Here is a 24741-nt window from a genome sequence, read left to right on the forward strand (position 1 = left end):
GTGGAGCGAACATAAGACCTGATGGGCATAAGTCCAAAGGGCAGTTGCGAAAAACCTCTCTCGCTAGTCGAAGGGGAAAGAAGCAGAAACCTAAATCGTGAGGTTTAGGAATCCCTCGTCTCCGGCGAGGGAGGATGTCAATCACACCAATAAACGAAGGACAAATGACAAATGACAAATGACCACTACTGAGACTGTCTCTGTTTTGCCTGCTGTTGAGCCAGTTGACTGTTTTGGCGATAAAGAATAACCCGATCTCTAGCGGTTTCATAACGGGGATGATCCGGGTTAACGCTACTCATCAGAGTTGAGGCTTTCTCCCACCTCGCCGCTATATCTAACCACTGAGCGGCTGTATTCGCCGTTTTCCCCTCAGCATCAGCTTCAATGGCAAGTCGAACCGCTTCGGTAAAGGGATCTGAAGGTGTCGCGGTTGTTGAGGGGGCTGTTGTTGAAGGTGAGACAGGTGTGGGGGGAGGAGTTGGTTCTTGAGGAGTGGTGCTGGCGTTTAGCGTGGGAATTAAGCGATCGTAAACGAACCAACCGACTAAGAGTAAGAGAACAAGAACGCTAATACCACTGACAAAATGGCGCTGGAAACGAGGGTTTTCTTTAACTTTGCGGGAGGATACCTGGGGAAGCTGAGTTTTCTTCTTTGGTTCAACTTTAGGAGATTTGAATGCCTTGATCCATTGCTGAAACAGGTTAGGCTTACTCAGTATGATTTCTTGAGACCATAAAAGATGGTCTGGATTACGGCTGATTTCTTCTAACCATAGCAATTGTTGCTCCTGCACGATACGGCTGTTAAGGTTTACCCGACGAATGTTACGCGGCGCAATATCTTCCAGGATTTTTTGGATGTGGTTGACGAGAACAGAGCGCTCCAGAGGTTCGGCGACAGGTGCTTCACACAACAGGTGCAACACGCCATCAGCAAAAACCGCTCGGGTTCTGACGCGATCATCGGCTAACTGTTGATTCAGAATTTGAATTATCGCCGCCACACTGCCCTGGTGAGCTTGTTTGGCGATATCATCCATCGAATCGTGCATATTGGGTTAAGCTATGGATTATGTCGCTAAGACTGACTGTTATAATTTACCTTCCGCCGCTCTAGGACACAAGAATCCCACCTGCTTCAACGATGACAAGCTACTTGATCGGTAGATAGGGTGTGGGGTGTAGGGGTTAGGGCATATTACGCCAATATTCTGGCTTTAAGGAATAATTGGGGCAGTGTATTTACAAAGTTTTACAATTAAAGGAAAATATAGCCCAGACTAGGAGGGTTTCCATGCTGCTTAAATCGACAACTCGTCACATTCGCATCTACGCTGCCGAGGTGCTAAACAGTGAATTAGTTGAGAGTGACAACGTTTTAACATTAGACGTTGACCCCGATAATGAATTTAATTGGAGTGAAGATGCCCTGCAAAAAATCTATCGTAAGTTTGATGATTTTGTAGAAGCCTATAGCGGTGAAGATTTGACTGAGTATAATCTTCGCCGCATCGGCTCGGATTTAGAGCATTACATGCGATCGCTCCTGCAAAATGGTGAAATTAGCTACAACCTGGAGTGTCGGGTAATGAACTATAGCATGGGATTGCCCCAGGTCGTGTCTCAGGACTCCTAAGTCCAACTCTAACGCCAAGTGCGATTGCCTTGTTCATCGGTGCGTGCTTGGCGAATCACATCAGAAATTTCTTCAGCGTCCTCAACATGGTGTAAGGCTTTTTCTTGCCCATTTTCGTCTTTGACGTTGAAGTAGGTTGGGACTTCGATGTGATCACCGGTAATATCAGGAGCATCAACCGCGACTTTCTCAGATTTTTGTTCCAGGGTTTGCTCTTCTGGCGAGACTTTATCACCCGGATTGAGCGTATCATGGGTATCTGGGCGTTCTGGCTTGTTCATAAAAAGCTCCTTGTAGTTTGCCTGTCTAGTTTGATCCTAGAAAATCTATGGGGTGATTTACCTCTTTCTAGAGTGAGAATTGTTCTGCAGGAATTGTTTGAGGGTTAAACGACGATTTTCCAAAAAACGACTCCAAAAACCTGGGATAAACTCATCCATCGTTTCGGCTAATGCCCACATTTCTAAGTTAATCATTTTGTACAATAGGTCATGGGAGTTCTCAATTTGCTCCATAAGCTGTTTCATTTCAACACTCGCAGGGGAGTTCAGCTCTTCAAAGGAGTGATCATCGGAGGTGTCATAATCGGGCTTAGGCATATCTGTTGGTACGGTTTAACAAACGATGGGCGTTTGGGGAGGCAATAAGTCCCACGCTATATCTAAGTCCAAAAAAAGTATTATAAATAAAGTTATTTTTTCCCCTAGAGGCAACTATTGTCTGTCAAAGATCCCTTGAATCCTTGGAATTATAAACCGTGGTGGTGTCAGCCTTGGTCGATTCTCCTGACCGGAGTTGTAATCATCGCGGGGAGTTGGATGCTAGCCAAAACGCCCTGGATAACCCTGATAGTGGCTACTCCCATTTTGGTTTGGTGGTTTTACTTTTTATGGCTGTGGCCCCGTCTCTTGCGGCATAGTTACCTTGAGTTGACGAATCGCCAACCCGATCAAGAATCCGAGTCGGTTACCACCATTTATCCCTCCGATGAGTGAACGGCTTCTCAAATCAGACGCTAGAATTTGTAATCAGTAGGCTTATTTAAATGATCCCATAATGGAAATGGATATGCATTGCGATCGCGGCAGTGCGACTTCAACCGCCCAATTACCACTAGCTAGATGTAGCCAAGAGTGTTTCCATGGACAATCCTGCAGCAACCCTTCACTGCCCTAACTACCGCTGTCAGGCTGCCAATCCCCCTGTCAATAAGTTTTGTCAGAACTGTCGCACGCCCTTGAAGCGGCGTTATCTGTGGGCGCTAGGATCGGGGATAGAAGCCTATCAGCCCGAATCGCTAATTGCCAACCGCTATGTGTTGGTCAAGGAACGGATTGTACTGGATACAAAACCAGCAACACCACCGGATACCCCTCAAGAGATTCCGGAGGAGTTGTTGCCCTATTTGAGACTCTCTCCCTATCGCTTACATATTCCCCAAGTCTATGGGCGACTGACAGGCGGTGAAAGACACCAAGATTCAGAAATCTGGCTATTGGAAGATGCGCCGATTCTGGAAACCGATACGGCTGGGACTCAAGGAGAACTCTTTCCTCCCCTGAGAACAGTTTGGCAAGAGGCGACAGCGATACGCCAACTCAACTGGTTGTGGCAAATCGCTAACCTGTGGCAACCCTTAAGCAGTGAAGGAGTAGCGACAAGTTTACTCAATCTCGATTGGCTGCGTCCAGAATCCTCTATCCTGCATCTACTAGAACTTCAGAGAGATGAACCCGCCGCACCAACGCTCAAACAACTGGGTCAGTGCTGGTCTCAACTCCAACCTGACGCCTCCTCGGTCATAAAAAAGTTTTTCGGGCAACTCTGTGATCAATTAACCCAAGGAAAAATTCGCACCGCCGAACAACTGGTGGGACTGCTTGATCAGGGAATCAAAGACTGCGGACAAGGGCAATCGCGTCATTATCAGATTTTTACAGGTACGGATTCGGGTCCAGTTCGCCGCCACAATGAAGATGCTTGTTACCCACCCATCGGGCAACTGTGGAGTCGCTCAACCGATGAAAATGCCTTAGCGATCGTCTGTGATGGGATTGGCGGACATGAAGGGGGTGAAGTGGCTTCGGAATTAGCCATCAATGTTTTGCGAGAGCAAGTGGAACGCCTCCATTTTGATCGCGACCACTGGCACCCAACCCAGCTAACTCTACAACTTGAACAAGCCGCCTGTGCCGCTAATGACGCCATCAGCCAGCAAAATGATAGCGAACATCGCTCTGAGCGACAGCGGATGGGTACAACCCTGGTCATGGCTCAAACCAGCGCCCATGAAATATACATCACCCATGTCGGGGACAGTCGCGTCTACTGGGTAACGCGCCAAGGGTGTCATCAAATTACCCAAGATGATGATCTCGCCTCCCGTGAAGTGCGATTGGGTTACACCTTTTATCGGTATGCTGTGCAACAGCCGACCTCTGGCTCATTAATCCAGGCGTTGGGCATGGCATCGTCTACCACATTACATCCCACAACCCAGCGATTTATCCTGGACGAAGATAGTGTGTTTCTCCTCTGTTCCGATGGTCTCAGTGACCATGACCGAGTGGAACAATACTGGCAAACTGAAATTCTGCCGATTCTGGACAGACAGCGTGATGTGCCAACCGCCGTTGACCATCTCATCGAAATAGCGAATCGCCAAAATGGTCATGATAATGTTACGTTGGCGCTGGTCTACTGTCAGGTAACGGCATCAGCGGACACAGCACCAACAGAACTTGCGCCGCCTCAGCCGGAATCGTTGCCTTTACCGACAACGGAAACACCATCGGAAACCCCAACGACAACCACCATTGTCCCGTCCCAAATGAAAACCCAACCCTTGACCCGACCCAAACGGCGTCCTTGGGGACTTATGGTGGCAATTGTGGTACTTTTGGTTGTGGGTGCAGGACTGGCTTACCTATTATTGCCTCGGCGTTGGCTTCAAGGATTTGTGAGCCAGAGTTCTAATTCTGATGCCCCAGTATCCGTGTCGGGGACGCCATCTCCAACCGCTAGTCCAACGCCAACGCCGGAAACGGTTTCGTCCTTGGAGAACTTGGCGCTGATGCGGGTGACTCGCTCAACGATTACGAATTCCCAAGGACAAGATGTTCCGTTGCTACTTCGGTTAAATCCTCCGGAGGAAAATCTCTCACCCATTCGGTTAATTCCCAGAGGGAGTGTCTTGCAAGTGATTCGGCAATCGTCCGATTCTGGGGAAGAGGATTGGCTGAAATTGAGAGTGTGTTCGACGGGGACGGAAAACGCCGAGACGCAATCGATACAGACCGCTATTAAACAGTCTGCCGACTCTACCCCAGCCTCCCCTACCCTAGCGGACGCCAAACGGCGCAGCAACATTTATCCTCAGGTGCAGCCAGGAGAGAGGGGTTGGATAGAAGTTGTCAATATTCGCTCAAATGTTGACTTAAATGTTAAGGCAACATTGAAACAAAAGGGTGTATGTGCAACGACGCCTCAATCTGAAGCGTCAACGCCTTCCCCAAGTTCTCCTTAACTGAGTACGAGTAGAAACCTCTCTACATTCACGGACGTAGCCACGATGAGACCGGAATAGTACCATATTGTATAAGGTTCTCAACTTGGCTAATCCCCAAACGGTTCCGAGTTTCCGGCGCTGTCTTAGTTTGATTGTGATTTGGTCTGTCACTTATCACAAACTGATAATGTTGCTCTACATCTGGGCGTTGAATGTCTGATATCGAAACCCCTTGCCTCAGTTTAGCGATCGCACGTCTGTCTACGGCTGGGGCAGATAACTTTGCCGTGTGGGTCATTGAAGCTCCTTATCCTGGGGGTTATGTTCATCATGACTCGATTTGGTCTCCCACTCTGACTCAGACTTGGTTGGCTTGGCAACAAATGTTTTCTACGGGTAATTTGCCCCCCTTATTACCCCTGCCTCATCCCTTGACGCCTACGCCTACACCAACACCAACCCTATCACCCCAAAGCGAAAACGCTACACCCCAGACGACTAGCTACGGGGGACGGCTGATGCAGCAGTTGGGCATAGACTTGTGGAATTGGCTGTTTGCGGGTTCCATTCAAACAACGTTGGCGGAAAGTCGGGGCATTGCCCGGGGACAAAATAAATCCCTGCGCGTGCGCTTGGAAATTCGACATCCTGACTTGATTCCCCTTCCCTGGGAAATTATGCAAGAAATGGCAGGCAAACCCGCGATTTCTCTGTCTACTCAACTGCTGTTTAGCCGCACGACGAGTAATGTTGACTCTCTCAAGCCGCTGATCCGCCATGATCAAGCCCTGAATATCCTGCTCGTCTTTGGACAAGATGTCCACCGTTCCGGGGGTGATCAGTCAGCGGCTCGCTTACAGCTTGAACAAGAGGCAGCGGTTCTAGAAAATGTTTTTCAATCTTGTCAAAAGTTTAACCCCACATCCGTTCCCTGTTTTGTGGAAAAGCTGCTACAGCCAACACCCGCTGACTTAATTGCCGCTTTAGACACAGGAGGTTACAATATCCTTTTCTATGCGGGTCATGGTGAACCTGCTCCAGATGGGGGTTTATTATTTCTAAGTCCAGATGCACCAATTAACGGTACGGAACTCGCTCAAGTCTTAGTTCGGAATCAGGTAACCTTGGCGGTATTCAATACCTGTTGGGGCGCTCAACCGGATCAGGTGGAAGGTCAAACCATCCCCCGGAGTAGTTTAGCTGAAGTGTTAATTCAACATGGTGTCCCCGCTGTTTTGGGTATGCGTGACTCGATCGCGGATCACGAAGCCTTGAGTTTTATCCAAAGTCTTGCCCAAGCCCTAGCGACGCGGATGCCGATTGACCAAGCTGTGGCTGTTGCCAGACAACAATTACTCACGCTTTATAAGTTCAACCAACCCGCTTGGACATTACCTGTGCTGTATATGCATCCGGAGTTTCAAGGACAGTTAATTGCTTTCTTAGAAGAAGGGATTACTGAGCTTCCCCCTATGCCCAGCAACTGGAATGGCGTACAAACGCCCACCGCTTGCTTACGCTCCTTAAACTCGATGGGTAAAGTTTGGCGAATTCGCGGTGCACTGATGCGGGTGGGACGCGGGCAGGAGAATGATTTGGTTTTGGATGAGGAAATGTGGGTGAGCTATAAACATGCAGAAATTATCTGTCGCGATACCTTCACTCATCCCGGACAAATCCCGACTTACTTCCTGCGTGATTTTTCTCGCAACGGCACTCATATTTTACGAGCAGATGGGTGGCAGAAAATCCACCATCAGGAAGTGCTATTGGAGTCGGGTAGTCAGTTAAAATTTGGCAGTACTCAGAGTCAAACCCTGGAGTTTATTATTGAAAACCTTTAAGCCAAAAACTTAACAAATCTTAGACTCAGAGAGATTCGAGTCGAGAGGCACACGGCTCAATTCAACGGTTCTAGAAGTTCTGCCAATTATTTGGCACTAACCTTTATTTTCGGAACGATTACGGAACCTTCGAGAGTGCTGATGTAGCTATTCCTATCAATTTTCATCACCACCAACGATCACATAAGGGGTATTATGACCAGTCAACATAAACCATACCAAAATTATCAGGATGCTTTGAGTCAAGCCCAAGGAGAACTCCTAGAGGCACTCTGGCAAACTGAGGACGATTGTTATCCCTGGAATCCCGCTGAACCTGAAGCCCAAGACTATTTGGCAGATCTGGAAGCGGGATTTTCTCTAGATGCTTGTCAAACCGAGGCAGAAATTACATCGGGATCACAAACCCTATTCAATCGCTTGCACCAGTGCTGGACATCGCTAACGCCCTCAGATTCTTCCGGTTCCGCCTCGCTAAAGCGGTCATTGGCTGAACGATTTTCTGGGGTGCCGTCGTCTTGGTTGGACGCGATCGCCAATCAAGCTCAACAAGCATTATCCATGGATATATCACTTGCCGATCAGCTGGTTTTATGCGTTAGACCCTTATTACCCAACTGGACGGAAGATGATTTATTCGTTTTTGCACGTCCGTGGGCTTACGCCATGCGAGGTAATCAAGACTTTGGCGCTATTGGCTCAGTGGAATGGTCTGAATTATCACCCATTGAGCAGGTGCGCTTAAGTTTGGCTATTGCCCATTATACTCTCACCCAACTTGAGGAAGCTTCTGAGGACAATTAATTGCCGAATTAATTCATTTTATGGTATCAGGGCGGGTAAAAGTTGTAGAGACGTTGCATGCAACGTCTCTACCATAAGATGCGTCCTAAGCGCTATGGCGATTACTATACTTAGGTAAGCTCGTCAGATGATAACTTATCAACAAAACCCGCCCAAGAGTCCAATTACTGGGAGGAAGCTATTCCCTGTTACACACCGAGCGTGTTACCGAGCGAAGTCGAGGTAAGCGTTCGACTGAACTTCGACAGGCTCAGGGGTCCGCGCTCACGCCGAAGTCCGAGGTGTTCCCTGTTGCCTATTCCCTGTTCCCTGTTGCCTACCCTCACCACAACACTTATTCAGCAACCCCTAACTAAAAGGTGGTAAAAGAGGCAGCAAAAGTGTAATGAAATAGTAAACTAATGGAGCAGTAAAAACGTAGCTGTCTGTGCGGTCTAAAATACCGCCATGACCGGGAATTAATTGTCCTGAATCTTTGACCCCAGCGTCTCGTTTCATCATTGATTCGGTTAAGTCTCCCAAAAGGCTAGCCACTCCAATTAAGGTACCAAACGCGAATCCACTGAGTTGCCAGTTTGACCATTGCAGATACCAAGCCCCAAGCATAGCAACTACCCCACTACCACAAATTCCAAAAATTGCCCCTTCTACTGTCTTTTTAGGACTAATATTCGATAAGGGAGTGCGACCAAAAAACTTGCCAAAACTATACGCACCAATATCGGCTGCCCAAATACAGGCAAACGCGAGTAGAGTTACGGTTAAGCCTTGAGATAGAACCGTGAGATTAGTCCAAGGGTGAAGCCAAGAGTCATTGAATGAGAAACTCTGGATGCTCGCTGTAGCATTCAAGGGTAATGAAACCCCTCCATCTAAACCAACCCGCAATCGTATCCAGTAGCTAGGCAGATAACCGCCATAGAGTAATCCCAAAATCGAAGCGGCAATATCCGCAATCGTCGCCATCTTGGGTTGAAAGAGCAGGTAAAAACAAATCAGGGTTCCGGCAATGGGAAAGGCAGCATCTGTAAGACTAGAGTTAAGGGCGGCTGTCACCAATAAAAGTTGACTCACAACTAACGTGGTTTTAGCCGCAGGCGCAATTCCTTTTGCCTGAACCAGTTGAAAATATTCCAGTTGACCCAAATAGACGATGACACAGAGACCGAGGGTAAAATACCATCCTCCAGCCACAATCATCCCCATCGCTAGGGTAATCGCTACAATTCCACTAAAAATCCGAGACCAGGGCATAGAACTTTATTTGACACAAGACAGTCGAAATTAACTGTCTGAATAAAACTATTACATTAAGATTAACAATCGGGCAGCATTCGCCGTTAGTCAATTTGAGGGCGGGTAGTAGGGGTTTGGTTACATGGGTGTCAACTTAAGCGCTAAAAGCAGGGGAAGCAGGGGAAGCTGGGGGAGCTGGGGGAGCAGGGGAAGCTGGGGAAGCAGGGGAAGCTGGGGGAGCAGGGGAAGCTGGGGGAGCTGGGGGAGCTGGGGAAGCTGGGGAAGCAGGGGGAGCAGGGGGAGCAGGGGAAGCTGGGGGAGCAGGGGGAGCAGGGGAAGCTGGGGGAGCAGGAGGAGCAAGAGAATGCTCTTGCCGATTGCTTTTTCTCCTGTAATAGCTTAGGGAGCAAGCTTCACGATCAGTTTGTGTCGAAGGCTCGAAACCCTAATTGGCTTTGGTTGTGGCTTAAGTTGACACCAATGTTTGGTTACCAAACCTCTACTAACTGGTAGGGAATCACCGTCCTTGTAGGGCGGTGAGGATGTCAAGAATCCAGCTTCTCCCCACTGAGGATAAACATAGGATTAACAGCCGCAAAGATTTGATGAGTCCCTCGGGTTTCCAAGCGATTGATTGAGGATTGCACAACTTCGATATTACGGGCTTGTAACTCAGCCAATCCTTCGGATAGGGTATAAAGACTCTCTAAATTACTAGCTGTGGCAACAATCCGACCTTGGGGTTCTAAGTAATGCCAGACTGCCTTAAGAATGTCTTTAATCGGGCGTCCTCCCTCAATACAGGCTCTATGGGGTTTTCCTGGTAGATCTTGGAGACATTCAGGTGCAGATCCTTCGATAACGTCAACATTCTCAATGCCGAAGCGATCGCAGTTGCGTTGAATCAGGTTTGCCACCTCTTCATCCCGTTCTACCGCCACAATTTTACCGTGAGGAGAAAGTAATCCGGTTTCTACGGCAATCGTACCTGTTCCTGCACCGATATCCCAGAGCAAGGAATGGGATTCTAGGCGCAATGCGGAAATAATCAGTAACCGTACTTCTCGCTTACTCAGCGGAATACCAGGCAAGCGCTCGAATAAATCATCGGGAATACCAGGAGTGGTATAGTTCCACAGGGGAGAAGACATTCTGTTCGTCCTTGGTCATTAGTCCTTACTTTTGACAACGTTTACACGTTCTAAGCGAGGATCGCTACACCCAGTAATATAGCCGCCCAAGTGCTGAACCTGTCGCAGATAATCCACTGTAGTTGACGCGATCGCACATCCTGGAATTAAAACCGGAATCCCCGGAGGATAGGGACAAATCCATTCAGCACTAATGTGACCAATGCTTTGGTCTAGAGTTAACCGTTCTTTCGGGGCAAAAAAGGCATCGCGAGGAGACATTGATGGTTCCAGGATTAACCCTGATGTCATTCCCAGTTGGGATAAATTTTGTCTAAAGGAAGTATCAGGACGAGAATAGCGCTGTTGTAAGTCGGTAAAGGCTTGGACTAATAGCTGAATATCTGCCGCCGTGTTCCCTAAACTCAGGATAAACGTCAGATGTTGGAATGTCGGCAACTCAGCAATTACACCCAACTGATCACAAAAAATTTCATCGGCTTCAAACCCACTCAACCCTAACTCCATAACTCTCACCGTCAACCGGGTCGGATCTAGGGTAAAACAGCCCGGAGTATTTGTGGCATCTAACACCGATAATCCCGGAATTTGCTGAATTTGTTCCCTCGCCGCCTCAGCCAGTCTTAGAGTGCGGCTAATCAACCTTTCCCCATCCAACATCATTTGTTGTCGTGCGGCGTCTAGAGAGGCTAAGAGGAGGGCGCTGGGACTGGTAGACTGGACAAGCTGTAACGCTTGACTCAATCGTTCTGGATCAAGGCGATGACCTTTAATGTGCAGCATTGAGGCTTGGGTCATCGCCGTCAAAACCTTATGGGTGGACTGTATGGTTAAATCAGCCCCGGCTGACATTGCACTTGGCGGCAAATCTGGGTGAAATGGAAGGTGCGCCCCGTGTGCCTCATCAACCAGCAAAGGAATATTGTAATCATGTACCCGTTGGGCGATCGCGTGGATATCGCCGCACACGCCATGATAGGTCGGATAAAGTAGCATCACCGCCTTAGCATCCGGATGTTCCTTGAGCGCTTGGCTAACAGCCTCTGGCGTAATACTGTGTGCCAAATCACCAGAGGGATCGGACTCTGGGGTAATAAAAATCGGACTCGCACCCGAAAGAACCAAACCTGCGATCGCGGATTGATGACTATTCCGAGGTAAAATCAGCTTATCTCCCGTACCGCAAGTGGCTAAAATTGACGCGATTACGCCACAGGTTGAGCCATTCACCAGAAACCACGTTTTATCGGCACCAAACGCCTTCGCTGCTAACGCTTGCGCCTCTTTAATCCCTCCTGAAGGGGCAAATAAGTTATCAAAATCGGGCAATTCGGGAAGATCATGCTCAAAGACTGATTTTCCCAATAGATTCGCCAGTCTGTCAGATATACCCTTTCCCCGCTTGTGACCTGGGGCGTAGAACGGTGCGTGGGGGACTCCAGCACAGGCTTGTAAAGCATCGAGTATGGGGATAGTCCTTTGTCCTTCGTCATTGGTCATTTGTCATTTGTCATTTGTCATTCGTCAGTTGTACTATAAAGTATTTGGGTAAAAAATTAGTTAGGTACACAAGGAAGTTCTATGTCGCGATATCGAGGTCCGCGCCTGCGGGTTGTCCGTCGTCTAGGCGATCTGCCCGGTTTAACTCGCAAATCCCCCCGTCGTTCATATCCACCCGGTCAACATGGTCAAGCTCGCCGGAAGCGGTCAGAATATGCGATTCGACTGGAAGAAAAACAGAAACTCCGCTACAACTACGGAGTCACCGAAAAGCAATTGCTTCGCTATGTTCGCAAAGCTCGTCGAGCAACGGGTTCCACGGGTCAAGCCTTGCTAGAACTGCTAGAAATGCGACTGGATAACACCGTATTTCGGTTAGGCATGGCAGGTACTATCCCGGGTGCGCGTCAACTTGTGAATCATGGTCATGTGATGGTCAATGGTAGGGAAGTGAATATCGCTAGCTATCAATGCCGTCCCGGTGATGTGATCATGGTTAAAGATAATGAACGCTCTCGGCGTTTGGTGGAAAAAAATCTGGAATACCCCGGACTGGCAAATCTACCGAGCCATTTAGAGTTTGACAAGAAAACATTCACGGGTAAGGTCAATGGCATGATTGAGCGTGAGTGGGTTGCCCTGCAAATTAACGAACTGCTGGTAGTTGAGTTCTATTCACGGAAAGCGTAGATTGGTCATTAGTCATTGGTCATTAGTCAAAGGACGAATGACTATCCACCAATTTGTGACATGGTGCGAGTGTAGTAACCATCAGTACCAGATTCTCGCTGTTTAAAGTTGATGTCTGGTTTAATCGCGAGTAACTGCTGCACTCGCGCTCTCAATTGGGCGAGATCAACACCGCTACGGAGAGCGCTTTTTAAGTCAATCTGACCTGTTTCATTGAGTAAACAGGGACGTAACCAGCCATCGGCAGAGAGGCGCATCCGGTTACAGCGATCGCAAAAACATTCGGACATTTGACTGATAAAGCCGAGAGTCCCTAAAGCATCGGGAATCTGGAAGACATCAGCCGGTCCATTCCCGCGCACATTCGACTCAACTAAGCCCCAGCGATCGCGGATTTGTTGGCGGAGTTCCTCTGAGGGAATCCAGGCGCGATCGCTAAATAATTCAGGGTTGCCAATGGGCATAAACTCAATAAAGCGAATGTGCCAATGGCGATCAAGGGTAAGGGCGGCTAAATCCAGAACTTCTGCATCATTCACCCCAGGAATCACGACGATATTCAGTTTCAGGGGATCAAACCCCACCCGATGTGCGGCTTGAATTCCGTTCCAGGTTTGTTGCCAGCGCGATCGTCCCCGATTCCCGATAATGGTGTCAAAAGTGTCAGGATTGAGGGAATCTAAGCTAATATTAATCCGCCGTAATCCCGCATCATACAAGTCTTGTGCCATGCCTGCGAGTAAAAAGGCATTCGTCGTCATGGCTAAATCTTCGGTTTGATCCAGGGCGGCAATTTCTCTCACCAAGTCCACTACCCCTGGACGCAGTAGCGGTTCTCCACCTGTCAGGCGAAACTTTTTAAACCCGACTGGGATAAAAACTTCTTTTAATAGCGTCAGCAGTTCCTCATGGGTGAGGAGTTCCTGTTGCAGGATATAGTCAAGTTCTGACCCTTCCGGCATACAGTAGTGACAGCGGAAGTTGCAACGGTCAATTAGGCTAATCCGGAGATAATCGACAGTGTTCATATTAATTCGCGGCTATCCCCCATATCTAGGCGGCTACTGTTTCATGATAAGAATCTTTAACTCATCGGAGAGTAAGGATTATGTATGGAATGCATCGATCAGAGCAAAAACTAAATTGGCACAATCCTGGCACACATGTCCCGTCAGTGTATGTAACTATTAACATGTGAACGTTGAGGCGCATCACTACTTATGTTAGGCAAGCTACTGGATGGTCGTTACCAAGTCAACCAAGTCCTCGGTGCAGGAGGATTTGGTCGCACCTACCTGGCACAAGATACCCGGCGTCCCGGTAACCCGATTTGTGTGGTCAAACACCTTCAGCCCGCGAATCGTGACCCCAATTTCTTAGAAACCGCCCGACGCCTATTCAATAGCGAAGCGGAAACCCTAGAGGTACTGGGCAATCACGACCAGATCCCACGCCTGCTTGCCTACTTTGAAGAAGACCAAGAATTTTATCTGGTTCAGGAGTATATTGAAGGGCATCCCCTAAGCCAAGAGTTGATACCGGGTCAACCGTGGGATCAGACACGAGTTGTTGCCCTGCTACAAGAACTCTTAGAGGTTTTAGACTTTGTTCACCACCACGGTGTCATTCACCGGGATATTAAGCCGGATAACCTGATTCGACGTAATTTAGATAAAAAGTTAGTCTTATTAGACTTTGGGGCGGTGAAGCAAATCCGGACTCAACTGGCGAGTCCTCAAGGGCAGATGAGCAATACCGTTGCTGTGGGAACTCCGGGTTATATGTCCAGTGAACAGGCTTTGGGTCAACCGCGTCCCACCAGCGATATTTACGCTTTAGGAATTATCGCTATCCAAGCCATTACAGGTCGTATGCCTGCTGAATTACAGGAAGATTTAAATACGGGCGAACTGATCTGGCAAGATCTTGCCCCTGTGAGTCCAGGGCTAAAACATATTTTGACCCGGATGGTACGCTATCATTTCAAAGACCGCTACCAGTCAGCCACAGAAGCGTTACAAGCCGTGCGATCGCTCACAGCCGCCTCTTCTACTCACGGTCAATCGGTTCCGCCGTCTCAACCCACACCACAATCGACTCCCCTCTCCCAACAGGGCACCCTGGCAGTTTCCCCAGCCGCACCCCCTCGAAGACCTACTCCTCCGACTCCTCCGACTCCTCCTCCGCCCCCGGAACCCGAACCTGCATCTGAACCGAATCGCGCCCCATTAATCATTGGTGTGGGTTTAGCCGTGGCTATGGCAGCCGCAGGGATGGCGTATGGCATTCGTCAGGGGATGTCCGGTGGAATGGCACGAGGAACTTGTACGGTAACGGCTCAAGGCTTGAACGTGCGATCGAATCCCAACGCCACGATTGTTGGCACAGTTAATAAAGGCACCAAGTTAACCTTAACGGGAACCAAGCAAGGGAATTGGGTAGAAATTCGTTCACCGCGACAAGGGTGGGTTTTTGACCAGTATCTTGATTGTGCTGTTGATACCATTGCGGAACAACCTGCTAGCCCTACCCCAGTAGAAACCCAACCCAGTCCCACCCCAGTTGAGTCAAAACCCAGTCCTAGCCCAGAACCAACCCCAACCCCAACGCCGAAAAAATCCCCTGATCAGCCCCAAGATAATGGGGCAGAGGTCTTGACAGAAGCGGCAGAAGAGTATCAACAGGGTAACTTAGATAAAGCGATCGCGGCGGCTCAATCGGTTCTCCCCAGTAGTCCAGCCTTTGAGGATGCTCAAAAGAAAATCGAGACCTGGCAAAAGGAATGGTCAGAAGCAAAAACCAAATTCGATAAGATTCAGCAAGCCTACAATGAAGGTCGCTATGTTGATGTGATCATTTATGCCGCAGACAGCGATTTTCCGGAACAGCGCTATTGGCGAGAAAAGTTGAATGACTTGGTTCGCAAAGCCACCCAACGTAAAAATCAAGGGGATACGAATCAGGAAACCCCGCCGTCATCTGAGCAGTCAAATCCCCAAAACCCTAAACCTGAAACAAAAGAACCCACTGGAGACAATTCAGTACCAGTTTGTGAACCGGAAACCGAAGAAGCCTGTTGATTGATTCCCGCGATTTCCAATTGCTCTTTTCAGGTGTAAGAATTGAGTTATAGTGGCGTGGCACACCTTATTTGAAGAATTAGAATTACGCCCCGAAACCGTAGGGGCGCATGGCGTGCGCCCGATTCAATGATAAAATCTTTCCCTGCTATGTTTGAGCGCAACTCGGTATGAGCCTGTCGAAATTTGGTGTTGACCCTGAGCGAAGCCGAAGGGTCAACCTCTGATTCTGAATCCAGCAACGTTTTAAGCGCCGCCTCTTAATTTATCCAATACGCTGCGATCTTCCAATGTAGACGTATCTCCAGCCACATCCTGACCGGCTGCTAAATTCCGCAACAAACGCCGCATAATCTTACCCGATCGCGTTTTGGGCATTCCCTCTGTAAAGCGAATCTCACCGGGACGGGCGATGGCACCAATTTCGTTAACCACATGTGCCTTGAGTTCGTTTGCCAATTCCGCCGTTGGACTGTAGTCATTCTCCAACATGACAAAGGCAAAAACATTTTCCCCTTTCACCTCATCCGGTTGTCCAACCACAGCCGCTTCTGCTACGGCGGGATGGGAGACTAACGCTGATTCAATTTCCATAGTGCCGAGGCGATGTCCAGAAGTATTAATCACATCATCCACGCGCCCCATCACCCAGAAATAGCCATCTTCATCTCGACGCGCACCATCCCCAGCAAAGTAGAGATACTGCCCGTCTTTGGGCGCAATATGTTCCCAATAGGTGCGGCGGAAGCGATCTGGATCACCATAAACCGTTCGCATCATTCCGGGCCACGGGTGCTTAATCACCAGATATCCTCCCTGATTTGCCGGAACGGGATTGCCTTCTAAATCGACAATATCTGCCAGAATCCCTGGAAACGGTAATGTAGCTGAACCGGGTTTGGTGGGAACGGCACCGGGTAAGGGCGTAATCATAAATCCCCCGGTTTCGGTTTGCCACCAAGTATCCACAATCGGACACCGTTGTCCGCCAATAATCCGGTGATACCACATCCAGGCTTCGGGATTAATTGGTTCACCGACGGTTCCCAAAATTCGTAACGAGGATAAATCGCGGGCTTTGGGATGGTGTTCGCCCATCTTAATTAATGCCCGAATTGCCGTGGGTGCGGTATAGAAAATAGTGACGCCATATTTTTCCACCATATCCCACAAACAGCCTGGATTCGAGGGACGAGGTGCGCCTTCATACATGATGGTGGTGGCACCATTAGACAGCGGACCATAAACAATGTAACTGTGACCCGTAATCCAACCCACATCAGCGGTACACCAGTAGACATCGGTGTCTTTGAGATCAAACGTCCATTTCAGGGTGGTATGGGTGTAGAGGTTATAGCCAGCGGTAGTATGGACAACACCTTTGGGTTTCCCGGTTGTGCCAGAGGTGTAGAGAATGAATAGCATATCCTCACTATCCATGGGTTCAGCGGGACAATTCCCCGACACCCCGGCTTGTAAATCATGCCACCAATGATCGCGCCCCGGTTCCATCTGGATTTTCTGCTGGGTACGTTGAACCACGAGAACGTTTTCTACTGTGGGGGCGCCGTTATTGGCGAGGGCTTTATCGACTTCGGGTTTCAGGGGAACAATCTTATCTTTACGCCAGCCGCCATCGGCGGTGACGACTACTTTCGCTTGGGCGTCTACTAATCGGTCTTTTAAGGCTTCGGAACTAAACCCGCCAAATACCACGGTATGCGGCGCACCAATCCTGGCGCAAGCTAGCATCGCGATCGCGGCTTCTGGAATCATGGGCATATAAATCCCCACGCGATCGCCTTTTTTCACGCCTAATTGCTTGAGGACATTGGCAAACTGGCAGACTTCCCGGTGCAGTTGGGCATAGGTGAGGGTGCGGGAATCCCCTGGTTCTCCTTCCCAAATCAAAGCAGCTTTATTCCGTCGCCAGGTGGTTAGGTGTCGGTCTAGGCAATTATAGGCAATATTCGTCTTGCCGCCGACAAACCATTTGGCAAAGGGAGGTTGCCAATCGAGGACGGTATCCCATTTCTGGAACCAGTGCAACTCTTGGTCGGCTAACTCAGCCCAAAATTTTAACGGGTCAGCTTTTGCCTTGTCATAGAGGCGCTGATAGTCCTCCAGACTCTGAATGTGGGCAGTCTGGGAAAATTCAGCCGGAGGTTGGAATAGGCGTTTTTCTTGCAGAACTGATTCTATAGTCGATTCAGGCATTGTTTGTAGTTGTAATCTGTTGCTGTACTCAAACCATTTTGAAGGCAGATTCGCCTGAATGAGCAATTTTGACATTTTGTAAAGCTTACCGACTCCTCGATAGGGGCAGCATCATTCGTCATTCGTCATTCGTCATTCGTCATTCGTCATTCGTCATTCGTCATTTGTAAGGGTTTGAGGTCTATTTACATAACTTAATATAGTTGAGCATGAATAAGGGCGGGTTTTGTTTAGCCGTTATTGGTGATTCAGCTAGCGTTAGTTCCTAAACCCGCCCCTACGATTGATGCTTTGGCTAGGTTTAGGGCAGGCTTTTTCTTCCCTGTTCCCTGTTCCCTGTTCCCTGTTCCCTGTTCCCTGTTCCCTGTTCCCTGTTCCCTGTTCCCTGTTCCCTGTTCCCTGTTCCCTGTTCCCATGAGTTCCCCATCTCAACTAAAAACGTGACATGAAAGTCGTTCAACAAAGGGTGACATTACTGACGCTGAAAGAACGCCCGATTGGGGTTTGGATATTGAGTGGGTTAACCGCCGCGATCGGATTGCTGATTTTTCTGTCTTCTAATTCATCGATTGATTGGTTCGGATTGGTTTGTATTATCTTAGCGAATGGGATGATGTTCGGCAGTCCAGTGAAGACGTGCCAATTTGACAAACAGGGTAATTGGGTCATATTTCAGCAAAAAGGTTGGTTAGGAACCCAGGTTATCCGCCGTCCAATTGACCAGGTGACTGAGGTACAAGTTGAACAGCTTAACCTATTTGGGCTTAAATTATATCGGCTCAAGTTGGTGCTTTTCTCTGAGGAACTATTCTATTTGACGCCAATTCCTTCTACAGATTGTAGACTACAGCAACATTTAGCCAGAACGATTAAACAGTTTCTTACCTGACCAATCAATCCTAAGTCGGGTTAGCATTTCCCTGTTCCCTGTTCCCTATCCTCACCACAATACTTATTCAGCAACCCTCAATAATACTCAAGTTTCACTTTTAGCGGATAACTGACAACCAATAGGTTGACCAACTGTCTTTTTCACATAGTCTAAAATTTCTTGATAAGCGTCTGGATTGGTTTTAGGATGGATAATAAGTCGCACCTTACCATCCGGTAACCAAAATATCAACCGACCGTTCTTCGCCCAAACAAAGGTGCTGATACGATTGAGATCAATCAGATACGTATCGCGCTCATAACTTAATTTAATCCAATGCTGATCCATAGTGGACAGTGGCAACTCTTAGCTGAGTCAGTCGCAGTGGGGTGTTCTGAGTCAACACACCAATAGGGAACAAGACAGAGTGTGACAGTGAGATAGGCGATCGCTAACGGTTAAAAGGATACACCAGATGGTCATTGAGTATCTTTTTCAGGTATAATTTTGATAAAAAAATGGTCATTAGTTCTCATTGCGGAACTAATGACACCTCGTATTGAGCGATCAATTGTTTTGCTAGTTACATTTTGCGTTGAAACTCTTCGAGTAAATCCAGCAGATTAACCTGACACTGCATCGGTAGTAAATCCACGAGGGGAACTTCCCGTTTGCCACCCCCCAGTTTAACCGGAATACTTTGCAAGATTTGTACCACTTGGTCTTCCGAGAGGTTATCCTCTGTCAGTAGAGGATAGACTCGTTCCGCTAACGGGGTGTGTAAATGGGCATCCTGTAAGTAAAGATGCCATTTGGCAACATCGATGTATATATTCTCACCAATTTCAGCCGCCAAGGTTTCGATCGCTTCGCTGGTATTCGGGTTAGCCATAATAAATTGAGTAGGACGAACTGGACATTCTCAGTTTATCCTTGAGCAGAGTTAGGCGAATTATCTTGACCCGGTAAAGGAGTATAATCCGCGATCGCAAAGATATAGACGGCGTGTCCAACTAAGATTAATCCCCAGATACCCGTGACCCAATACGTCCAAGTCCAATTAGCATACTGGATAGTACGGACAAACCATAGACCCGAATTACACGCCGCAAACACAGCGACATGGACAGCAAAGTTCATTCGGTCATCTAGGCGTCGATACGCAGCATCGCGACGATCAGGTTTGCGGGACCAACGAGGAGGCATAGCAGTTCGTAAGATAGACGTATGAGAATAGGTTATACTATTTAGTATTTTTTTGATAAGGCAATTTTCGAGTATTCCGGTCTCAAGGGATGGCAACAAGGGTGGAATGCGGGATGCAAGCCTGACTGGAAACGTTGTTAACTAGCGCGATCGCACCGATTTTACGCTTACCGCCTCAAGCGTTGATGCCTTGACTGTCATTTGTTCGGGTGAGGAGTGATCAGAGTAGTTTTAGGGGCAATAAAAACAACTCATGAGTTGTGGGTTGGGGTTTATTAATTTGAATTTCTTTGGGTTCCCTTGTGCCGATAAGCTGGTGTGAATAGGGAAACACCTAGCGGTACTAGATTTAAATTACAGAGTCTTCTGCCGAAATAGGAGTAAGAATTTCCCTAGGGTTCCATTGCTTGTTCCCTAACCAATGACACGACAACCCCACGACCAATTTGCCAAGCAGTATCTGGAAGAATTATTAGCACCTCTGGGTACAGTAGAAACCAGCCGCGATGTACCCAGCGAAGTTCGCCAGATTGATGTTTGGTTTGTACCTGCGCCTTCACCTTCTCCAGAATTCGAGACTTTAGGATTACTGGGTAAAATGGCAGCAACCACTTGTTTATTTGAACCGTTTCGCAATGCACCTACGCCAGTAGAAGTGCGAAGTTGCATGTTGAAATTGTATTCTGTGGAAGCTGAACTCTTACGCAAGGCGCGACGGGAGAGACGTTCTCTATCAGAAGATGAGTCACCCCGTTTATGGATACTGTCCCCCTCTTGTTCTCAACGGTTACTTGACGGGTTTTGTGCCAAGCTGAATCAGTCGGAGAATTGGGGAGAAGGCGTTTACTTCTTACCGGAGTTTCAAAGAACAGCATTAGTCGCAATTAACCAATTACCCGTAAATCAAGATACACTTTGGTTAAGAGTATTAGGAAAAAGGAGAACGCAGCAACAGGCAATTGATGAGTTAATCGGGTTACCCCAAGAGAACCCACAACGGCGCAATATCCTAGAAATACTAGCCAACTGGCGCATTAATGTGGGCAGGAGTGAAAGGTTAAGTAATGCAGATAGGGAGTTAATTATGAACTTATCACCAGCGTATTTTAAATGGCGGGAAGAGGCTGTCTTAGAAGGCAGACAAGAAGGTAGGCTGGAAGGCAGACAAGAAGGACAGCGACTCATGGTGGAAAACTTCCTCCGAGTGCGGTTTGGTGAGATTAATGCCGAATTAGAAGCGATCATCGCACCGATGTTACAGTTACCGCCAGAGGTGTTAACTCGTCTACTGTTTAGCCTTTCTAAGCAGGAGTTATTACTGTGGTTTGGCGAGGGTTCTGGGCAAGATTTGAGATTAGGCGAAGGGGGGCGAGAAAAGGTGGAGAACCTGCTGAGAGTAAGGTTTGGTGAGGTTGATGCAGAATTAGCCGACAAAATCGCAGCCATGTTACAGTTACCTCATCAACAGTTGACTCCTTTGCTACTGACGCTTTCTCGTGAGGAATTATTAGAACGGTTTGCTGGGTAGAGATAAATCCCTGGATAGGTGAAAATGGGGACGTAGAGACGTAGCATGCTACGTCTCTACATTGCATAACCTTAACCTCGTCAGACATAGAGGGTGGTAAGGGGGTAAAATTCCCCAAATTTGACCTAAACACTGAGGGTAAACGGATGCATTACCAACCGCAACAGCCAATAGACAAACGTCAAACCTGTTTTTTTAACCCAACCTTAACCACTCAACAATGGTTGGTTTATTCCTGCCATGCTGTAATTACTATATTCAGCAGCGTTTTTATAGTTGCTGTTGGACAAGAACAGGTATTATCCTTAACAAAACGCACTGGGGAGATAGCGCCGACAATGATTGGGCAAACTGACAAACGCGCTGAAGCAGAAAGACTGTCTAATCAGGGAATGCAACTGTTTCAACAAGGGACAGCCGAATCCCTGCAACAAGCGATCGAAAAATGGGAAACAGCGCTTCCTTTGTGGCGTGAGGTGGGGGATCAATCACAAGAGGCTTTGATTAATCTGGTACTGGGTAGAACTCATGATTTATTAGGATTCAAACAAAAAGCCCTCTTTTACTTTAATCAAGCATTACCACTTTATCGAAAATTAGAATATCGCGCCGAAGAAGCAGCAACCCTGCTGAATATTGGTCATGTTTATGACACCTTAGGAGAAAAAGAAAAGGCATTAGAGTACTTGCAACAGGCTTTATCCTTAGCACGGATTGTGGGCGATCGCGCCTTGGAAGTAGCAACCCTGAATAATATTGGTCGTGCCTATGACACATTAGGAGAAAAGGGAAAGGCATTAGAGTACTTGCAACAGGCTTTATCCTTAAGGCAGGTGGTAGGTGATCGCGCATTGGAAGCAGCAACCCTGAATAATATTGGTCATGTCTATGACACCTTAGGAGAAAAACAACAGGCATTAGAGTACTACCAACAGGCTTTACCTTTAGTCCAGTCTGTGGGCAATCGCACCGAGGAAGCAGGAATACTGAATAATATTGGTAGTGTCTATAATGCCTTAGGAGAAAAACAACAGGCATTGGAGTACTATCAACAGGCTTTACCCTTATCCCAGGCTGTGGGCGATCGTGTCGGAGAAGCAACAATCCTGCATAATATTGGTCTGGTCTATTCCGCCTTAGGAGAACAACAACAGGCATTGGAATACTATCAACAGGCTTTACCCTTACTTCAGGCTGTGGGTGATCGCGCCGGGGAAGCAACAACCCTGCATAATATTGGTGGTGTCTATGGTGACTTAGGAGAAAAACAACGGGCATTGGAGTACTTCCAACAGGCTTTACCCTTATCCCAGGCTGTGGGCGATCGCGCCGGGGAAGCAACAATCCTGAGTAGTATTGGTCATATCTATGATGCTTTAGGAGAAAAACAACGGGCATTGGAGTACTTCCAACAGGCTTTACCTTTATCCCAAGCTGTGGGCGATCGCACCCAAGAAGCAAGAATCCTGAGTAGTATTGGTGGTGTCTATTATGCCTTAGGAGCAAAACAACAGGCATTGGAGTACTATCAACAGGCTTTATCTTTACTTCAGGCTGTGGGCAATCGCGCCGGGGAAGCAGCAACCCTGAATAATATTGGTCATGTCTATGCTGATTTAGGAGAGAAACAACAGGCATTAGAATACTTGCAACAGGCTTTATCTTTAGCCCAAGCTGTAGGGAATCGTGACCTTGAATCGACTATCCTTAACAAGGTTAGTGCCGTAAGCGCTGGAATAGAGACAGAACAGACAACGATCGCCCAAACCGACAAACGTGCTGAAGCAGAAAGACTGTCTAATCAGGGAATGCAACTGTTTCAACAAGGGACAGCTGAATCCCTACAACAAGCGATCGAAAAATTGGAAACAGCACTTCCTTTGTGGCGTGAGGTAGGGGAGCAATCAAACGAGGCTTTGATGAATCTGGCACTGGGTAGAACTCATGAGTTATTAGGATTCAAACAAAAAGCGCTCTTTTACTATAATCAAACATTACCTCTGTATCGACAATTGGAAGATCGCGCCGGAGAAGCAATAACCCTGAATAATATTGGTAGTGTCTATGCTGATTTAGGAGAGAAACAAAAATCATTAAATTACTACCAACAGGCTTTACCTTTATCCCAGGCTGTGGGCGATCGCACCCAAGAAGCAAGAACATTGAATAATATTGGTAGTGTCTATTCGGATTTAGGAGAGAAACAAAAGTCATTAGATTACTACCAACAGGCTTTACTATTAGCCCAGACTGTAGGCGATCGCACCCAAGAAGCAGTAACCCTGAATAATATTGGTAGTGTCTATGATGACTTAGGAGAGAAACAACAAGCATTAGAGTACTACCAACAGGCTTTACCCTTAACCCGGTCTGTGGGTGATCGCACCCAAGAAGCAGTAACCCTGAATAATATTGGTGCTGTCTATGATGCCTTAGGAGAAAAACAACAAGCATTAGAGTACTACCAACGGGCTTTACCCTTAAGACGAGCTGTGGGCGATCGCGCCGGAGAAGCAGCCACCCTGAATAATATTGGTGCTGTCTATGATGCCTTAGGAGAGAAACAACAAGCATTAGAGTACTACCAACAGGCTTTACCTTTAGTCCAGGCTGTGGGCGATCGGGCTACAATAGCAGGAATACTGAATAATATTGGTCGTGTCTATAATAATTTAGGAGAAAAACAACAGTCATTAGAGTACTACCAACAGGCTTTATCTTTATCCCAGGCTGTGGGCGATCGCACCGGGGAAGCAGGAATCCTGAATAATATTGGTCATGTCAATGATCCCTTAGGAGAAAGACAACAGGCATTAGAGAAATACCAACACGCTTTACCCTTAAGACGGACTGTAGGCGATCGCGCCGGAGAAGCAACAACCCTGAATAATATTGGTGCTGTCTATGATGCCTTAGGCGAAAAACAACAGGCATTAGAGTACTACCAACAGGCTTTATCTTTAGCCCAGGCTGTGGGCGATCGCACCACAGAAGCGATAACCCTCTCTAATATTGGTCATGTCTATAATGCCTTAGGAGAAAAACAACAGGCATTAGATTACTACCAACAGGCTTTACCCTTAACCCGGACTGTGGGCGATCGCGCCACAGAAGCAGCCACCCAAAATAATATTGGTCATGTCTATGATGCCTTAGGAGAAAAACAACAGGCATTAGAGTACTACCAACAGGCTTTACCCTTAACCCGGGCTGTGGGTGATCGCACTGGGGAAGCAAGAACCCTGAATAATATTGGTCTTGTCTATTCTGACTTAGGAGAAAAACAACAGGCATTAGAGTACTACCAACAGGCTTTACCCTTAACCCGGGCTGTGGGCGATCGCACCGGGGAAGCAGGAACCCTGAATAATATTGGTCTTGTCTATTCTGACTTAGGAGAGAAACAACGGGCATTAGAGTACTATCAACAAGCTTTACCGTTATCCCAAGCTGTGGGCGATCGCACT

The 24741-nt window shown here is 47.7% G+C and carries 22 protein-coding genes; 11 read left to right on the forward strand and 11 right to left on the reverse strand.

What is annotated here, in order from left to right:
- Nucleotides 1–185 precede the first annotated feature (185 nt).
- Nucleotides 186–1055, reverse strand: a complete 870-nt coding sequence (locus RIC07_RS22185; protein WP_446396421.1) for a hypothetical protein — start codon at nt 1053–1055, stop codon at nt 186–188.
- 242 nt (nt 1056–1297) lie between these two features.
- Between RIC07_RS22185 and ndhM the strand changes: the two genes are divergently transcribed.
- Nucleotides 1298–1639, forward strand: a complete 342-nt coding sequence (gene ndhM / locus RIC07_RS22190; protein WP_446383567.1) for an NAD(P)H-quinone oxidoreductase subunit M — start codon at nt 1298–1300, stop codon at nt 1637–1639.
- An 8-nt stretch (nt 1640–1647) separates the two neighbouring features.
- Here the strand turns inward: ndhM and RIC07_RS22195 are convergent, their stop codons facing one another.
- A complete protein-coding gene (locus RIC07_RS22195) occupies nt 1648–1920 on the reverse strand; it encodes a hypothetical protein (protein ID WP_446383565.1) in 273 nt (90 codons plus the stop codon).
- A 57-nt stretch (nt 1921–1977) separates the two neighbouring features.
- Nucleotides 1978–2238, reverse strand: coding sequence for a hypothetical protein (locus RIC07_RS22200; RefSeq protein ID WP_044210515.1), 261 nt, complete (start codon nt 2236–2238; stop codon nt 1978–1980).
- A gap of 117 nt (nt 2239–2355) precedes the next feature.
- Here RIC07_RS22200 and RIC07_RS22205 point away from each other — a divergent pair, with 117 nt between their 5' ends.
- The 4 genes from RIC07_RS22205 to RIC07_RS22220 all read left to right on the forward strand — a co-directional run bounded on the left by RIC07_RS22205 (nt 2356) and on the right by RIC07_RS22220 (nt 7795).
- Nucleotides 2356–2634: a DUF6737 family protein gene (locus tag RIC07_RS22205; RefSeq protein ID WP_446396422.1), complete on the forward strand. Its 279-nt coding sequence runs from the start codon at nt 2356–2358 to the stop codon at nt 2632–2634.
- Nucleotides 2635–2780: 146 nt separating this feature from the next.
- Nucleotides 2781–5165 (forward strand): PP2C family serine/threonine-protein phosphatase, encoded by a 2385-nt coding sequence (locus RIC07_RS22210; RefSeq protein ID WP_446396423.1) that lies wholly within the window; start codon nt 2781–2783, stop codon nt 5163–5165.
- A 194-nt stretch (nt 5166–5359) separates the two neighbouring features.
- Nucleotides 5360–6991 (forward strand): CHAT domain-containing protein, encoded by a 1632-nt coding sequence (locus RIC07_RS22215; RefSeq protein ID WP_446396424.1) that lies wholly within the window; start codon nt 5360–5362, stop codon nt 6989–6991.
- A gap of 195 nt (nt 6992–7186) precedes the next feature.
- Nucleotides 7187–7795, forward strand: coding sequence for a hypothetical protein (locus tag RIC07_RS22220; protein WP_044210473.1), 609 nt, complete (start codon nt 7187–7189; stop codon nt 7793–7795).
- Nucleotides 7796–8143: 348 nt separating this feature from the next.
- On the opposite strand, the gene RIC07_RS22225 is transcribed toward RIC07_RS22220, so the two are convergent.
- The 3 genes from RIC07_RS22225 to RIC07_RS22235 form a co-directional block, all read right to left on the reverse strand.
- Nucleotides 8144–9049: a phosphatidate cytidylyltransferase gene (locus RIC07_RS22225; protein WP_446396425.1), complete on the reverse strand. Its 906-nt coding sequence runs from the start codon at nt 9047–9049 to the stop codon at nt 8144–8146.
- Nucleotides 9050–9576: 527 nt separating this feature from the next.
- Entirely contained in the window at nt 9577–10182 is a 606-nt protein-coding gene (gene cbiT / locus RIC07_RS22230) for a precorrin-6Y C5,15-methyltransferase subunit CbiT (protein ID WP_446396426.1), read from the reverse strand.
- Nucleotides 10183–10200: 18 nt separating this feature from the next.
- Nucleotides 10201–11682 carry an aminotransferase class I/II-fold pyridoxal phosphate-dependent enzyme gene (locus RIC07_RS22235; RefSeq protein ID WP_446396427.1) on the reverse strand — a complete coding sequence of 494 codons (1482 nt, stop codon included), beginning with the start codon at nt 11680–11682 and terminating at the stop codon, nt 10201–10203.
- Between the two features lie 81 nt (nt 11683–11763).
- On the opposite strand from RIC07_RS22235, the gene rpsD reads away from it, so the two are divergent.
- The gene (gene rpsD / locus RIC07_RS22240; protein WP_006105298.1) at nt 11764–12372 is read left to right on the forward strand and encodes a 30S ribosomal protein S4; all 609 of its coding nucleotides are present in this window, start codon (nt 11764–11766) and stop codon (nt 12370–12372) included.
- Nucleotides 12373–12413: 41 nt separating this feature from the next.
- Here the strand turns inward: rpsD and moaA are convergent, their stop codons facing one another.
- Nucleotides 12414–13400 (reverse strand): GTP 3',8-cyclase MoaA, encoded by a 987-nt coding sequence (gene moaA, locus RIC07_RS22245; RefSeq protein ID WP_446396428.1) that lies wholly within the window; start codon nt 13398–13400, stop codon nt 12414–12416.
- A gap of 192 nt (nt 13401–13592) precedes the next feature.
- On the opposite strand from moaA, the gene RIC07_RS22250 reads away from it, so the two are divergent.
- Nucleotides 13593–15452, forward strand: coding sequence for a protein kinase domain-containing protein (locus RIC07_RS22250; protein WP_446396429.1), 1860 nt, complete (start codon nt 13593–13595; stop codon nt 15450–15452).
- 246 nt (nt 15453–15698) lie between these two features.
- On the opposite strand, the gene acs is transcribed toward RIC07_RS22250, so the two are convergent.
- The gene (gene acs, locus RIC07_RS22255) at nt 15699–17669 is read right to left on the reverse strand and encodes an acetate--CoA ligase (RefSeq protein ID WP_446396430.1); all 1971 of its coding nucleotides are present in this window, start codon (nt 17667–17669) and stop codon (nt 15699–15701) included.
- Nucleotides 17670–17912: 243 nt separating this feature from the next.
- Between acs and RIC07_RS22260 the strand changes: the two genes are divergently transcribed.
- Together RIC07_RS22260 and RIC07_RS22265 are read left to right on the forward strand one after the other, a co-directional pair.
- On the forward strand, nt 17913–18113 hold the full coding sequence (locus RIC07_RS22260; protein ID WP_446396431.1) for a hypothetical protein: 201 nt from the start codon (nt 17913–17915) through the stop codon (nt 18111–18113).
- A gap of 1 nt (nt 18114) precedes the next feature.
- Nucleotides 18115–18558 (forward strand): hypothetical protein, encoded by a 444-nt coding sequence (locus RIC07_RS22265; RefSeq protein ID WP_446396432.1) that lies wholly within the window; start codon nt 18115–18117, stop codon nt 18556–18558.
- An 87-nt stretch (nt 18559–18645) separates the two neighbouring features.
- Here RIC07_RS22265 and RIC07_RS22270 read toward each other — a convergent pair whose 3' ends face one another.
- The 3 genes from RIC07_RS22270 to RIC07_RS22280 form a co-directional block, all read right to left on the reverse strand.
- Nucleotides 18646–18888, reverse strand: coding sequence for a hypothetical protein (locus RIC07_RS22270; RefSeq protein ID WP_446396433.1), 243 nt, complete (start codon nt 18886–18888; stop codon nt 18646–18648).
- 235 nt (nt 18889–19123) lie between these two features.
- Nucleotides 19124–19432 (reverse strand): DUF3181 family protein, encoded by a 309-nt coding sequence (locus RIC07_RS22275; protein WP_446396434.1) that lies wholly within the window; start codon nt 19430–19432, stop codon nt 19124–19126.
- Between the two features lie 35 nt (nt 19433–19467).
- Nucleotides 19468–19746, reverse strand: a complete 279-nt coding sequence (locus tag RIC07_RS22280) for a 2TM domain-containing protein (protein WP_446383537.1) — start codon at nt 19744–19746, stop codon at nt 19468–19470.
- A gap of 421 nt (nt 19747–20167) precedes the next feature.
- Between RIC07_RS22280 and RIC07_RS22285 the strand changes: the two genes are divergently transcribed.
- Together RIC07_RS22285 and RIC07_RS22290 are read left to right on the forward strand one after the other, a co-directional pair.
- On the forward strand, nt 20168–21274 hold the full coding sequence (locus RIC07_RS22285) for a hypothetical protein (protein WP_446396435.1): 1107 nt from the start codon (nt 20168–20170) through the stop codon (nt 21272–21274).
- Nucleotides 21275–21420: 146 nt separating this feature from the next.
- Nucleotides 21421–24741: tetratricopeptide repeat protein (locus RIC07_RS22290; protein ID WP_446396436.1), on the forward strand; the 3321-nt coding region annotated here is incomplete at its 3' end.

This window comes from Coleofasciculus sp. E1-EBD-02, from assembly GCF_040218245.1.
GTDB lineage: Bacteria > Cyanobacteriota > Cyanobacteriia > Cyanobacteriales > Coleofasciculaceae > Coleofasciculus.